This is a genomic window from Caulobacter sp. P1_D6 (genome assembly GCF_056406095.1).
This window is the reverse complement of the sequence record NZ_JBFUAW010000011.1, coordinates 178369-191463: the sequence shown is the minus strand read 5'-3', so window position 1 is coordinate 191463 and position 13095 is coordinate 178369. Positions and strand designations below refer to the sequence as shown.

Below are 13095 nucleotides of genomic sequence, written 5' to 3'. Positions count from 1 at the left end.
CGACGCCGCTACGGCGAGCGGGGGTTCTCCTTAGCCGCAACGACGGGGGGCGGGCAAGGCCGGCGGCCAACCTGATCCATTGCCGTGTCATCAAAGCAAGCTAAGGTGCTCTCAAACAACTGTTCGTGAGGGTGGCGCATGCGGATTTGGCGGACGATGGCGGCGGCGACGGCCGTCCTGGTGCTGGCGGCCGGTTCGGCCTGGAGCGCGCCCAAGGCGGCGGCTCCGACCCTCGCGGCCGCCGCGCCCGACGCCGCGGGCTTCTCGCCCGAACGCCTCAAGCGCCTGGACGCCTACATGCAGGGTCTGGTCGACCAGGGCCACCTGCCGGGCGCGATCACGTTGGTCGCCCGCCACGGCAAGATCGTCAGCTACGAGACCTTCGGCAAGAAGGCCATCGGCGGCGCGCCGATGACCAAGGACACGCTCTTCCGGATCTATTCCCAGACCAAGCCGGTAACCGGCGTGGCGATGATGATCCTGTTCGAGGAGGGCAAGTGGCGCCTCGACGATCCGGTCACCAAGTTCTTGCCCGAGCTGGCCAATCTCAAGGTCTACAAGGGCCAGAACGCCGACGGGACCTTCATCACCGAGCCGGCGACGCGCGCGCCGACCATGCGCGAGATCATGAGCCACACGGGCGGCTTCGCCTACGGTCTGCGTACGGATCAACCGGTCGAGAAGGCTTATCGCGACAGCGGACTGCTGGGCTCCAAGACCCAGGCCGAGTTCCTGACCACCCTGGCCAAACTGCCCCTGGCCAGCCAGCCGGGGACCGAATGGCGCTACAGCGTCTCGGTCGACATCCAGGGCCTGATCGTCGAGCGGTTGTCGGGCATGAGCCTGGCTGACTTCATGAAGAGCCGGATCTTCGATCCGTTGAAGATGACCGACACGGCCTTCTGGGTCCCGCCGGCCAAGAGCGGTCGCCTGGCCGCGCTCTATATTCCCGATCCCAAGACCCGCGCCCTGAAGCCGGCAGACAACTTCATGGTGTTGGACGTCACCAAGCCGCCGGCCATCGCCTCGGGCGGCGGCGGCCTGGTCTCGACCACGGCCGACTACGCCCGCTTCGCCCAGATGCTGCTGAACGACGGCCAGTTGGATGGGGCCCGCATCCTGGCGCCGGGCACGATCAAGCTGATGGCCAGCAACCACCTGTCCGACATCGTGATGGCCGCGCCCGACGCGTCGTTCTCGCYGGCCAAGGGCGTGGGCTTCGGCCTCGACTTCGCGGTGGTCACCGACCCGGCCCGGGACGGCACGCTGCAGGGCGAGGGGACCTACAGCTGGGGCGGCGCGGCCGGGACCTGGTTCTGGATCGATCCCAAGAACGACCTCTTCATGCTGGGGATGATCCACATCCTGGCCAAGGAGATCGATCCGGCCCTGGCCAAGATCAACGATGACGCCGCCACCCTGGTCTATCAGGCCCTGGTCGATCCGGCGCAGTAACAGCCCCTCGAAGGGCCAATAAAAACAAAGCTTAGGGAGCGTGTCATGAAGGCCGCCGTCTATTACGAAACCGGTTCTCCGGGCGTGCTGAAGTACGAGGATGTCGCCGATCCGCCTTGTTACCCCAGCGGCGTGGTGATCCGTGTCGAAGCGGTCAGCATCGAGGGCGGAGACACCCTCAACCGCGGCGGCGGCGTGATGGCGGGCAGCCCGCACATCGTCGGCTATCAGGCGGCGGGCGAGATCATCGAGGTCGGGGCCGAGGTCACGCATCTCAAGGTCGGCCAGAAGGTCGTGACCGTGAACGCCTTCGGCTCGCACGCCGAGCTGCGCAGCGTGCCGGCCCGCAACGCCTGGCCTATCCCCGAGGGCTTCGACGTCCGCAAGGCCGCCGCGATCCCGGTGCCGTTCGGCACGGCCCACGAATGCCTGTTCGGGGCCGGTCACCTGAAGTCCGGCGAAACGGTGCTGGTCCAGGCCGGGGCGGGGGCCGTCGGCGTCGCCGCGATCCAACTGGCCAAGCGGGCCGGGGCGACGGTGCTGGCCACGGCCTCCAGCGACGAGCGGCTGGAACGCCTAAAGCCCTTCGGCCTGGACCACGGCATCAACTACGGCCGCGACGACGTGGTCGAGCAGGTGATGAAGCTGACCGGCGGCAAGGGCGTGGACCTGGTGGTCGACCCGGTCGGTGGTCCGACCTTGCAGACCAGCATCCTGGCCTTGGGCTATCGCGGCCGCATCTCGCTGGTCGGCCAGGCCGGACGCGAGCCGACCAAGGTGGACGTCTCGTCGCTGATGGGCGGCAATCGCAGCCTGACCGGCGTGTTCCTGGGCGCCGAGATCATGACCGATCGGGTGCACGACATGATCCAGACCTTGATCGACGAGGCCGCGCGCGGCGAGCTGCAGGTGCTGATCGATAAGGCCTTCCCGCTATCGGAAGCCGCCGCCGCCCACGCCTATATCGAGAGCCGCCAGGCTGTCGGCCGGGTGCTGTTGATCCCATGACCAACAGAGTGCTTGCCCACACGGGCGCCAAGTATCCGATCGTCCAGGCCCCCATGGGCTGGATCGCCCGCTATCCGCTGGCCAGCGCCGTTTCGCGGGCTGGCGGGCTGGGGATCATCGAGACCTCGTCCGGCGAGACCGAGAACTGCAAGGCCGAGATCCGCAAGATGGCCGACAGCGGCCTGCCGTTCGGGGTGAACCTGCCGATCCTGTTCCTCAAGGACGACGCCATGCTGCGCTTCGTCTGCGAGAGCGGCGTGAAGTTCGTCACCACCTCGGCCGGCAGTCCGGCCAAGTTCGTCGGGCCGCTGAAGGACGCCGGGATCGTGGTCTATCACGCCGTGCCCACCGTCGACGCGGCGGTCAAATGCGTCGAGGCCGGCGTCGACGGACTGGTGGTCGAAGGCGCCGAGGGCGGGGGCTTCAAGAATCCCGAGGAGGTCTCGACCCTGGTGCTGCTGCAGGCCATCCGCGCCCGGGTCGACGTGCCGCTGATCGCCGCCGGCGGCATCTGTGACGGACGCGGCATGGCCGCCGCCTTCGCCCTGGGGGCCGAGGCCGTGCAGATGGGCACCCGCTTCGTCAGCGCCGCCGAAAGCCCGGTGCACGCCAACTACAAGGCCGCGATCACCGGCTCCAAGGAGACCGGCACCTGGGTGCTGAACAAGAAGGCCAGCCCCTGCATCCGCGCCCTGAAGTCCGAGCGAACCCGTGAAATCCACGAAGCAGGCCTGATGCCGCCCGACGCCCTGAAGGGCATCCTCGGCGTCTATTTCGGCGGCGACATGGAGGCGGCTCCGGCGTTGGCGGGCCAGACCGTCGGCCTGATCGACGAGGTCAAGCCGGCCGCCCAGATCATCGACGAGACCGTCGCGCAATTCTTCGAAATCACCCAGCGGCTGGGCGCCCTCGGCGCCGGCCGCCACTTCTGAAAGACCAGCTCCATGATGCAGAACCTGTTTTCCCTGAAGGGCCGCGTGGCCCTGGTCACCGGCGGCTCGCGCGGCATCGGCAAGATGATCGCCGAGGGCTTCCTGACCTACGGCGCGCGCCGGGTCTACGTCTCGGCCCGCAAGGCCGCCGCCTGTGACGCGGCCGCCGAGGAGCTGTCGGCGATCGGCGAATGCATCTCGCTGCCGGCCGACGTCTCGACCCTGGAGGGCATCAACGGCCTGGTGGCGCGGATCGCCGAGCGCGAGGACAAGCTGGACATCCTGGTCAACAACGCCGGCGCCGCCTGGGGCGCGGCCTTCGACGAGTTTCCCGAGAGCGGCTGGGACAAGGTCGTGGACCTGAACATGAAGACGCCGTTCTTCCTGACCCAGGCGCTGATCGGCCACCTGCGGGCGGCCGGCAAGGACCACGTGGCCAAGGTGATCAACATCGCCTCGATCGACGGCCAGTCGGTGGCCAAGGAGGAGACCTATCCCTACGGCGCGTCCAAGGCCGGCCTTCTGCACATGACCAAGCGGATGGCCTTGCGCCTGGCGCCGGACAACATCGCCGTCAGTTGCATCGCGCCGGGCGCGTTCGCCTCGGACATGAACAAGGTGGCTCGTGACCACGCCGACGCCGTCTCGAAGGCCATTCCCGCAGGCCGGATCGGCACGACCGAGGACATGGCGGGGGCGGCCATCTACCTGGCCTCGCGGGCCGGGGACTATGTGACGGGGTCGGCCGTCACGGTGGACGGCGGGGTCAGTTTCGCGCGATGAGGGCTCGGCTGGGGACAGGCGCATGCGCTTGTCCCCAATCGTAGCTAGGGCTTGCCCGGCGACGGGAAGCCCCCCAGCTCGGCCGGCTCGGCGTCGCTGAGCTCGACGCCGGCGTTGGAGCCGCAGCCGACCGGCTTGGGCGGACGGGCGCCGCGTTCGCGGGCCGACATCAGGGCCCAGCCGCCGGGCTTGAGGATCTCCAGCGGCGAGAAGCGGGCCTTGTAGGCCATCTTCTCGCTGCCCGGCACCCAGTAGCCCAGATAGACGTAGGGCAGGTTGTTGATCTGGGCCTGGAGGATGTGGTCCAGGATGATGAACGAGCCCAGGCTGCGCTTGGTCAGGCTGGGGTCGTAGAAGCTGTAGACCAGCGACAGGCCGTCGGCGAGCACGTCGACCAGCACGCAGGCGATCAGGTCGCCGGGGCCGCGGTCCTGCGACCGCAGGCGGTATTCGATCAGATGGGTGCGGACCGCCGTGTCCTCGACCATGGCCACGTAGTCGGGCCAGGTCATCTCGGCCATGCCGCCGTCGGCGTGGCGGGTCAGCAGATAGCGGCGCAGCAGCTCGAACTGCTCCAGCGTGGCCTCGGCCTCGACCAGGTGGCGTTCCAGGTCGGTGTTGCGGGTCAGGACCTTGCGTTCCGAGCGCGAGAACACGTAGTCGCCGGCCGGAGCGCGGGCCGACTGGCAGGCGCGGCAGGTCTCGCAGGCGGGCCGGTAGGCGATGTTCTGGGAGCGACGGAAGCCGACCTGGGTCAGGCTGTCATTGACAGTGGGCCCGTCGGACAGCGGCAGGTGGGCGAAGACTTTCCGCTCCTCGCGTCCGGGCAGATAGGGGCAAGGCGTGGGCGCCGTGAGGAAGAAGCGCAGCTGTCGCGTCGGAAAATGCTGCGTCACGGAAGGCGCCCGATCCTCTAATAGCCTCGCCCGCGATACCGGGCCGATAAGGGATTAGGCGGCATCCGCGACGGTTGCGCAAGCTGCGCCACACGCTTGAGCGTCATGTCGTCGCGGACGACCCAAAGGCGCGCGTCAGAGACCATCGGGAAGCACCGGCTTTTCGCGCAGGAGCACGATCGAGATGCGGCGGTTGCCGGGCAGGGTGGGATCGTCCGCGTACAGCGGCTCGGAATTGGCCTTGCCCGAGACCTGGTAGATGCGGTCCTCGTCGACCCCGGCGCCGCGCAGCACCTGGCGCGAGGCGTCGGCGCGCTCGGCCGACAGGGACCAGTCGCTGTCGGCGCGCTTGCCGGCCGAACTGGCGCTGGTGTGGCCCGAGATGGTGATGCGGTTGGGCAGCTGGTTGATCACCTTGGCCACGGCGCGCAGCAGGATGCGGGCCCGGTCGTTCGGTTCGCGCGAGTTCTCCTTGAACATCGAGCGGCCGTCCTGGTCGATCAGCTGGATGCGCAGGCCCTCGGGGGTCTGGTCGATCATGATCTGCTTGGACAGTTCGGCCAGCTCGGGCATGTCCTGCAGCGACTGGCGCAGCGACTGGGCGGCCGAGGCGAAGCTGTCCTGCTCCTTCTTGGCCAGGGCGTCGCGCAGGGCCTGCTCGCTGGCCGAGTCGAGGCTGGCCGAAGCGGTGCTCTGGCCGTCCTTGTCGGTTTCGGTGGGGGCTTCGGGGGCCATCTGCTGGATGACCGACATCTTGCCGTCGGCCTTGGCTCCGTCGTCGCCCAGCGAGGTGCCGCCCAGGATGCCGCCCGAGCCGCTGGTGCTGGACGAGATCGAGGCCGGCGCGAAATAGTCGGCGATGCCCTGCTTCTGCTCGGGGCTGGTCGTGTTCAGCAGCCACATCAGCAGGAAGAAGGCCATCATCGCGGTCACGAAGTCGGCATAGGCGACCTTCCAGGCGCCGCCGTGGTGACCCCCGCCGACGACCTTCTTGACCTTCTTGATGACGATCGGCTGTTCGCCGCTGACGGCCATTGCGCTTAAGCCTGCTTAACCCTGTTCGAGCGAACGTGACGGCTGGACGTTAAAATGGCGTTGCGATCGGGGTCGCGACGGGCGATGTCGGGCCTCTTCCAAAAGGAGCTTTCGGCATGAAGACGGCGTTTATCGGCCTGGGCGTGATGGGCTTTCCGATGGCCGGCCACCTGAAGGCCGCCGGCCACGAGGTCACCGTCTTCAACCGCACGCCGGAAAAGGCCGCGCGCTGGGCGGAGAAGCACGGCGGCGCGTCCCGGCCGACCATCGCCGAGGCGGTGGCGGGCGCCGAGCTGGTCTGCCTGTGCGTCGGCAATGACGACGACGTGCGCGACGTCGTGGCGCAGGTGCTGCCGGCCATGGCCGAGGGCGGGGTGATCGTCGACCACACGACGACCTCGGCCACCGTGGCCCGCGAGATGGACGCCGCCGCGCGCGCCGTCGGCCGCTGGTTCGTCGACGCCCCGGTGTCGGGCGGCCAGGCGGGGGCCGAGAACGGCCAGCTGACGATCATGGCCGGCGGCGACGCCGCCGCCTTCGCCCGGGTCGAGCCGGTGCTGGACAGCTACGCCAAGGCCATCCGCCTGATGGGTCCGTCGGGTGCGGGCCAACTGACCAAGATGTGCAACCAGATCGCCATCGCCGGCCTCGTCCAAGGCGTGGCCGAGGCCCTGCACTTCGCCAAGCGCGCCGGCCTGCCGACCGACGACGTGCTGGCCGCCATCTCCAAGGGCGCGGCCCAGTCCTGGCAGATGGAGAACCGCTGGAAGACCATGTCCGAGGGCAGGTTCGACTTCGGCTTCGCCGTGGACTGGATGCGCAAGGACCTGGGCATCGCCCTGGCCGAAGCGGCGGTCAACGGCGCCAAGCTGGAGGGCACGGCGATGGTCGACGGGTTCTACGGCGAGGTGCAGGCCATGGGCGGGCATCGTTGGGATACGTCCAGTCTGGTGGCGCGGTTGGAGAAGTAGGGTTCCAGGGCCCTCCCCCTGTGGGGGAGGCGATCGCGCAGCGATCGGTGGGGGGAATTGTCGGATCGTCGATCCCGGTTGGGGTCACCTGCCGAATACTCCCCCCTCCGTCGGCTTTGCCGACACCTCCCCCACAGGGGGAGGGCCTTGGAGGCACGGCTTCGCTCTCTCACGCGGAAGCCGCTGAGTTGATGGAAAGGTCGCGGAGCGCCGGACATCGTCCGGAGTTGTTTGAATAAATACCGTTTCGACGAAGCCGATCGCTCCGCGCCATCGTTATCCGCCAGCATCCGGTGGGCAGCCCTGTTGAGGCTTAGCCGGACCCGGGACCTGTCGTTTCCGACGGTCCCAGCCGCCGGGGGCGCGGGCCAATGGGCAATACACGCGCTTTATCCCCGTTCGACGCCGACGGCGGGCGGGGCCTGCAACGCCAGGCTCCCCGGACACGCTGAAGTAACCCCCTCCAGCCCAGTCCCGCTCGATCGCCCCCCGCCGCCGCATCGGTCGCTGGCCATGCGCCCTTTCCATGCGGCGAGGTGGGTCAAGGATACGGGCGCCGCGAAAGGGTGAGGGGATTAAAGATTTAGAACTTTGATTTCAGCGACTTGATCGAAGTTGGAGAGGGGATGGAGCGCCTACTTCCCCGTCACGGCCTTGTCCGCGTCGGCGTTCCGCTCGGCCCCGTCGCCTTTGGTCCGGTCGATCGGGCCGTTCTGGAACCGCTTCTTCAGCTCGGCCAGCGTATAGGCGTTGCCCCATTCGAAGTGGCCGTAGACCGTCTGGGCCTCGGGGCTCGCGCCATAGCCGGTGTTGGTGATCCGCACGCGCGTGCCGCCGACGATCGGATCGAACTCCACCACCGTGACCGTCTTCTGGAACTCGCCCTGGCCCGCGAAGCCCTTCGGGGCCTGGATGTTGCGGATCACCAGCAGGTGGTCGGGGATGTAGGTGACGATCTGGTTCTTGATGTTGTTCGGGTCGCCGATCGCGGCCTTCGGATCGTAGCTGGACTCGATCTCGCCCCCGGTGCGCAGGTCGATCCGCGCCACGGCGACCGCCCAGCTCTTGAAGCCTTCCGAGGTGGCGAAGGCCTCGAACACCGCGCGCGGCGGGGCGGGGACGTCCATGGACAGCTGCAGGGCCTTCTGGCCGGCGGCGTCGACATAGCTGGTGTTGCTCACGCCCGGGAAGTCGCGCCAACTGCGCGTTTGCTGGGGCGTCTGTTGGGCTTGAGCGCCCTGCGCAAAGACCAGCAGCGCGCCGGCCGCGATCAGCATCGACTTCAACATGCGCTTCCCTCCCAGGGCTTGCCCAAAGGCTTGAATGATCGTTCAAGCTAGACATGACTTGATCGATCATTCAAGCCTTGAGTTGACCGATCGTTCAAGCGCGGGGTACGCAAGAGGCCATGGCGCCTTCCCATCCCCTCGACACCCGGCGACGCATCCTGCTGACGGCGATGGAGCTGTTCGCCGCCAAGGGCTACGGCTCGACCTCGGTGTCGGACATCCTTTCGCGATCGCAGGCCAACAGCGGCAGCCTCTATCACTTCTTTCCCGGCAAGCAGGACGTGCTGATCGGGGTGCTGGAGATGTACCGCGACGGCATCGAGCAGATGCTGCTGGATCCGGCCTGGCGCGGCGTCGAGGATCCGATCGAGCGCATCTTCGCCCTGCTGGCGGCCTATCGCGGCATGCTGCTGGAGAGCGACTGCCTGTACGGCTGCCCGATCGGCTCGCTGGCCCTGGAGCTGCACGAGCCCGATCCGCCGGTGCGCGAGCTGCTGGCGGCCAACTTCCGCAAGTGGACCGGCGCGATCGAGGGCTGCCTGAAGGACGCGGGCCAGCGGCTGCCGCCCGGCCTGGACCTGCGCGGCCTTTCGGAATTCATCCTGACGACGATGGAGGGCGCGGTCATGCAGGCCCGCACCCATCGCGACATCGGCTTCTTCGACCGCAGCATCGACCACCATCCGCCGGTCCCGGATCGGCGCGCTGCGCGCTTGTCCGGGATGACAACCGAGTTTGCCATCGATGGGTAGCCGGTTGGGCTCGCCTACCGGCCCTCGATCCAGAGGTTCAGCGGCTGCTTTTCCTCGTGGCGCACCAGGATGGCGTAGCCGATCGCGAAGACCACGATCCCGATGATCAGGCCGCCCCAGAAGCCGGCGGGGCTGGCGAACCACAGGGTCAGGGTCGTGATGGTGGTGGCCAGGCCCAGCATGCACCATCGCAGGAGGATGCTGAATCCGTGATAGGTCTGCTCGTGGGCGAGCAGTTCGGGTTTACCGGTGTCGTTGAAATCGGCGTCCCTAATATCGGCTGGCATGCGTCACCTCCGCTATCGTTGAGGTCGGGCTGGGCCGTTTGTACGCGGCCTCGGGCCGAACACTAGGAACACCCTAAGCCTGTTCCTGGTTTCGCGCGAGAGCCTCTACCTTGACGGTCGGGGGCGGCCCGGGCCTATGTCGGCGCGAGGACGGGGACGGCCATGACCACGACGACGAACAACCTGACCGGCATCTGGCAGGGGCTCTATCACTACCCGAGCGCGGACGCGCCGGTCAGCTTCACCGCCACCCTGATCGAGAGCGGAGCCTGGCTCAGCGGCTCGATCCACGAGACCGCCCAGGACGAATGGGGCGATTGGCGCGAGGTCTTCGCCACCCTGCTCGGCAAGCGGGGCGGGCAGGCGGTGAGTTTCACCAAGACCTACGACGGCACGAACGGCTGGACGCACGCGGTCGCCTACGAAGGCGTGCTGAGCGACGACGCCACCGAGATCGCGGGCCAATGGTCCATCCCCAGGGTCTGGTCGGGCAAGTTCCTGATGATCCGGCCGGAAGGTCGGCGGGCGACGATCCTGCGCGAGGCCTTCGAGCGGATCTAGGCGGCCTGGAGCGCCGCCAGCACCACCCGCATCAGCGGGGCCAGCACGATGTCGCCCGGCGCGGCCGGGTCGATCCAGGCCAGTTCCTCGATCTCGGCGCGGGCGGCGATCTGGCCCTCGACCTGGGCCAGATAGGTTGCCGCGCGCACGGTGAAGCCGGGTTCGTTGGCGGCGGGAGCCTCGAAGGCGCCCAGCAGGGTCGCGCCGGTCAGCCGGCAGCCGATCTCCTCGTCCAGCTCGCGGGCCAGGGCGGTGATGTCATCCTCGCCGGGCTCGCGCTTGCCGCCGGGCTTCATGAAGATCGCCGTGCCGCGCTTGCGGACCACCAGCATGCGGCCGGCCTCGTCGCGGATCACGGCGGTGACGATGTCGATGACGGCGCTCACGCCCCCAGCTTTTCCGCCGCCCAGGGCGCGAAGTAGCTGATGATCCCGGCCGCGCCGGCCCGCTTGAAGGCGGTCAGGCTTTCCAGGATGGCGCGGTCCTTGTCGATCCAGCCGTTCTGGGCCGCGGCCATGATCATCGCGTACTCGCCCGACACCTGGAAGGCGTAGGTGGGCATGCGGAACTCGTCGACCAGGCGGCGCAGGATGTCGAGATAGGGCATGCCCGGCTTGACCATGATCATGTCGGCGCCCTCGGCGATGTCGAGCGCGACCTCGCGGATGGCCTCCTCGGTGTTGGCCGGGTCCATCTGGTAGGTCTTCTTGTCGCCCTGGCCGGCCGAGAGCTTGGCCGAGCCGATGGCGTCGCGGTACGGGCCGTAGAAGGCCGAGGCGTACTTGGCGGCGTAGGACATGATCATTGTGTCCTGGAAGTTCGCGCCTTCCAGGGCCGCGCGCAGCTTGCCGATCCGGCCGTCCATCATGTCGGACGGGGCCAGGATGTCGGCGCCGGCCTCGGCTTGCATCAGCCCCTGTTCGATCAGGCGCTCGATGGTCGGGTCATTCAGGATCCTGCCGCCCTCGACCACGCCATCGTGGCCGTGGTCGGTGAAGGGGTCCAACGCCACGTCGCACATGATGCCGACCTCGGGGGCGGCGTCCTTCATGGCCTTGACCGCGCGGGGGATCACGCCGTCGGGGTCCGAGGCGATCGAGCCGCTGGCGTCCTTCCGCGACCCGTCGATGTGCGGGAAGATGGCGATGGCGGGAATGCCCAGATCGCGGGCCCGCACGGCGGCCTTGGCGGCCTCCTTGACCGACAGGCGCTCGACGCCCGGCATCGAGGCGACCGGGATCGTCCCTTCGCCCTCGTGCACCACCATCGACCAGATCAGGTCGGACGGCTCCAGCGTGGTCTCGCGAACCAGGCGGCGGGTCCAGTCGGCCTGGCGCAGGCGGCGCAGGCGCGTGGCGGGGTAGGGGGCGAGCGGAGGCGTGGTCATGCCCCACGGTTTCGCGCGGGCGGCGGCGCGAGGCAAGGCGGTTGGTTGCTTAAGGGCGCTTGCCGGGCGCTCCGGTCTGGCCAATGCTCGCCCTCGGCTGATCAGGACTCGAGCGGGGCGATGCGATGAAACGGCTTGTGATGGCGATCGTGGCTTTGTTGACCTCCCTGTTCGCGACCGGCGCCGAGGCGCGGCAGGCGCCGCCGGCCGGCTATTACGACACCAAGGCGCCGGACTCCTGGTCGGGCGGGGTCAGGATGGTCGACATCGACACGCCGTCGGGCAAGTTCCGGGTCTGGACCAAGCGGGTCGGCTCCAATCCCAAGCTGAAGGTGCTGCTGCTGCACGGCGGCCCGGGCGCGACCCACGACTATTTCGAGCCCTTCGACAGCTACTTCCCGGCCCAGGGCATCGAGTACATCTACTACGACCAGCTGGGCTCGGGGCGCTCGGACAAGCCGACCGACACCAAGCTGTGGACCATCGAGCGCTTCGTCGACGAGGTGGAGCAGGTGCGCAAGGCGCTGGACCTGGGTCCCGAGAACTTCTGCGTGCTGGGCCACAGCTGGGGCGGCGTTCTGGCGATCGAGTACGCGCTGAAACACCAGGCCAACCTGAAGTGCGTGGTGATCTCGAACATGATGGCCTCGATCCCGGCCTACAACGACTACGCCAACACCGTGTTGATGCCGGAAATGGATCAAGCGCAGCTGGCCAAGGTCAAGGCGCTGGAGGCGGCGGGCAAGACGTCCGACCCGGACTACATGGGCACGCTGATCCCGATGCACTACGAAAAGCACATCCTGCGCCGGCCCGCCGWCCAGTGGCCCGAACCCGTGACCTATGCGTTCGGGCAGCTGAACACCGAGCTCTACACCCTGATCCAGGGACCCAGCGAACTGGGCGCCCGCGGGTTGTTGCTCAACTGGGACCGCTTCGCCGACCTCAAGCGCATCGGCGTGCCGACCCTGGTGATCGGCGCCAAATACGACACGATGGACCCGGCCTATATGGAGAAGATGTCCAAGGAATTGCCCAAGGGGCGGTATCTCTACCTGGCCAACGGCAGCCATCTGGCGATGTACGACGACCAGGCGAACTACTTCGCCGGCCTCACCGCGTTCCTGAAGGGGCTGAACTAGCCGGGACTACGGCGCGTAGCTGGCCTGAGTGTCGTTCTTGGCGGTGACGGCGTCGATCCGGCGCCAGACCTGCGCCTTGCAGATCAGACCGCCCAGGACGCAGCCCTTGGCCTTCATGGTGCGGGCGTCGATGAACTCGGCGGTGCCCACCAGGGTGACCTTCAGGGTCGGCACGAAGACCTTGCCGCGCATGGCGCCGTTCTTGGTCGGCTCGAAGTCGCGCAGCAACTGCTGGCCGACCAGGGTGGTCAGGCCGCTCTTGCGCGCGTCGGCCTCGGCCTTGGGGCTGGCATAGACCACGGTGCCGCAAGTGCTGTGGCCGCAGTCGCGGATCGCGACGCGGACATTGTCCTTGGGCCCGGTCCAGACACCCAGATCGGCGGCTTGAACCGAGGTCACGGTGAACAGCGCCGCGAGGGCGGCGAAAACAGCAGTGAACTTACGCATGACAGAAAGACGACGCCTCCGATAACCGCGATTTATACCGAGGACGCGGTGGTTCAAGGGCGGTGCGACATTTCGTTCCCGCTTTTTGCGCGTTGCAGCATTCAAAGTCACCGAGTGGGATATGATTGACACAGTCGTCGGCGCGCGGCA

General features: G+C 67.8%; 15 protein-coding genes. 8 read left to right on the top strand and 7 right to left on the bottom strand.

Annotated features, from left to right (window positions below):
* The first annotated feature begins 138 nt into the window (after nucleotides 1-138).
* The 4 genes from AC1DYP_RS08500 to AC1DYP_RS08485 are packed head-to-tail and all read left to right on the top strand — an operon-like array spanning nucleotide 139 to nucleotide 4178.
* Complete coding sequence (locus tag AC1DYP_RS08500) at nucleotides 139-1455, top strand: serine hydrolase domain-containing protein (protein WP_477045956.1); 1317 nt, start codon at nucleotides 139-141, stop codon at nucleotides 1453-1455.
* Nucleotides 1456-1500: 45 nt separating this feature from the next.
* Nucleotides 1501-2463, top strand: coding sequence for a quinone oxidoreductase family protein (locus tag AC1DYP_RS08495; protein WP_477045955.1), 963 nt, complete (start codon nucleotides 1501-1503; stop codon nucleotides 2461-2463).
* The gene (locus AC1DYP_RS08490; RefSeq protein WP_477045954.1) at nucleotides 2460-3395 is read left to right on the top strand and encodes an NAD(P)H-dependent flavin oxidoreductase; all 936 of its coding nucleotides are present in this window, start codon (nucleotides 2460-2462) and stop codon (nucleotides 3393-3395) included. The genes AC1DYP_RS08495 and AC1DYP_RS08490 overlap by 4 nt, the downstream gene beginning before the upstream one ends.
* Before the next feature lie 15 nt (nucleotides 3396-3410).
* Nucleotides 3411-4178: an SDR family oxidoreductase gene (locus AC1DYP_RS08485; protein WP_477033587.1), complete on the top strand. Its 768-nt coding sequence runs from the start codon at nucleotides 3411-3413 to the stop codon at nucleotides 4176-4178.
* A 44-nt stretch (nucleotides 4179-4222) separates the two neighbouring features.
* Here AC1DYP_RS08485 and AC1DYP_RS08480 read toward each other — a convergent pair whose 3' ends face one another.
* Complete coding sequence (locus tag AC1DYP_RS08480; protein WP_477045953.1) at nucleotides 4223-5074, bottom strand: arginyltransferase; 852 nt, start codon at nucleotides 5072-5074, stop codon at nucleotides 4223-4225.
* Between the two features lie 135 nt (nucleotides 5075-5209).
* The gene (locus AC1DYP_RS08475; RefSeq protein ID WP_477033580.1) at nucleotides 5210-6109 is read right to left on the bottom strand and encodes a flagellar motor protein MotB; all 900 of its coding nucleotides are present in this window, start codon (nucleotides 6107-6109) and stop codon (nucleotides 5210-5212) included.
* Between the two features lie 116 nt (nucleotides 6110-6225).
* Here AC1DYP_RS08475 and AC1DYP_RS08470 point away from each other — a divergent pair, with 116 nt between their 5' ends.
* Nucleotides 6226-7080 (top strand): NAD(P)-dependent oxidoreductase, encoded by an 855-nt coding sequence (locus AC1DYP_RS08470; RefSeq protein WP_477045952.1) that lies wholly within the window; start codon nucleotides 6226-6228, stop codon nucleotides 7078-7080.
* A gap of 635 nt (nucleotides 7081-7715) precedes the next feature.
* Here AC1DYP_RS08470 and AC1DYP_RS08465 read toward each other — a convergent pair.
* Entirely contained in the window at nucleotides 7716-8369 is a 654-nt protein-coding gene (locus AC1DYP_RS08465; protein ID WP_477045951.1) for an SRPBCC family protein, read from the bottom strand.
* A gap of 119 nt (nucleotides 8370-8488) precedes the next feature.
* Between AC1DYP_RS08465 and AC1DYP_RS08460 the strand changes: the two genes are divergently transcribed.
* Nucleotides 8489-9121 carry a TetR/AcrR family transcriptional regulator gene (locus tag AC1DYP_RS08460; protein ID WP_477045950.1) on the top strand — a complete coding sequence of 211 codons (633 nt, stop codon included), beginning with the start codon at nucleotides 8489-8491 and terminating at the stop codon, nucleotides 9119-9121.
* A gap of 14 nt (nucleotides 9122-9135) precedes the next feature.
* Here the strand turns inward: AC1DYP_RS08460 and AC1DYP_RS08455 are convergent, their stop codons facing one another.
* On the bottom strand, nucleotides 9136-9408 hold the full coding sequence (locus AC1DYP_RS08455) for a hypothetical protein (RefSeq protein WP_477045949.1): 273 nt from the start codon (nucleotides 9406-9408) through the stop codon (nucleotides 9136-9138).
* A gap of 162 nt (nucleotides 9409-9570) precedes the next feature.
* On the opposite strand from AC1DYP_RS08455, the gene AC1DYP_RS08450 reads away from it, so the two are divergent.
* On the top strand, nucleotides 9571-9969 hold the full coding sequence (locus AC1DYP_RS08450) for a hypothetical protein (RefSeq protein WP_477045948.1): 399 nt from the start codon (nucleotides 9571-9573) through the stop codon (nucleotides 9967-9969).
* Here the strand turns inward: AC1DYP_RS08450 and AC1DYP_RS08445 are convergent.
* Both AC1DYP_RS08445 and hemB read right to left on the bottom strand, forming a co-directional pair.
* On the bottom strand, nucleotides 9966-10355 hold the full coding sequence (locus AC1DYP_RS08445; RefSeq protein ID WP_477045947.1) for an NUDIX hydrolase: 390 nt from the start codon (nucleotides 10353-10355) through the stop codon (nucleotides 9966-9968). The genes AC1DYP_RS08450 and AC1DYP_RS08445 overlap by 4 nt on opposite strands.
* Nucleotides 10352-11356: a porphobilinogen synthase gene (gene hemB / locus AC1DYP_RS08440; RefSeq protein WP_477045946.1), complete on the bottom strand. Its 1005-nt coding sequence runs from the start codon at nucleotides 11354-11356 to the stop codon at nucleotides 10352-10354. The genes AC1DYP_RS08445 and hemB overlap by 4 nt, the downstream gene beginning before the upstream one ends.
* A gap of 149 nt (nucleotides 11357-11505) precedes the next feature.
* On the opposite strand from hemB, the gene AC1DYP_RS08435 reads away from it, so the two are divergent.
* Nucleotides 11506-12498 (top strand): proline iminopeptidase-family hydrolase, encoded by a 993-nt coding sequence (locus AC1DYP_RS08435; RefSeq protein WP_477045945.1) that lies wholly within the window; start codon nucleotides 11506-11508, stop codon nucleotides 12496-12498.
* 6 nt (nucleotides 12499-12504) lie between these two features.
* On the opposite strand, the gene AC1DYP_RS08430 is transcribed toward AC1DYP_RS08435, so the two are convergent.
* On the bottom strand, nucleotides 12505-12945 hold the full coding sequence (locus AC1DYP_RS08430) for a DUF2147 domain-containing protein (RefSeq protein ID WP_477035862.1): 441 nt from the start codon (nucleotides 12943-12945) through the stop codon (nucleotides 12505-12507).
* Nucleotides 12946-13095: the final 150 nt, after the last annotated feature.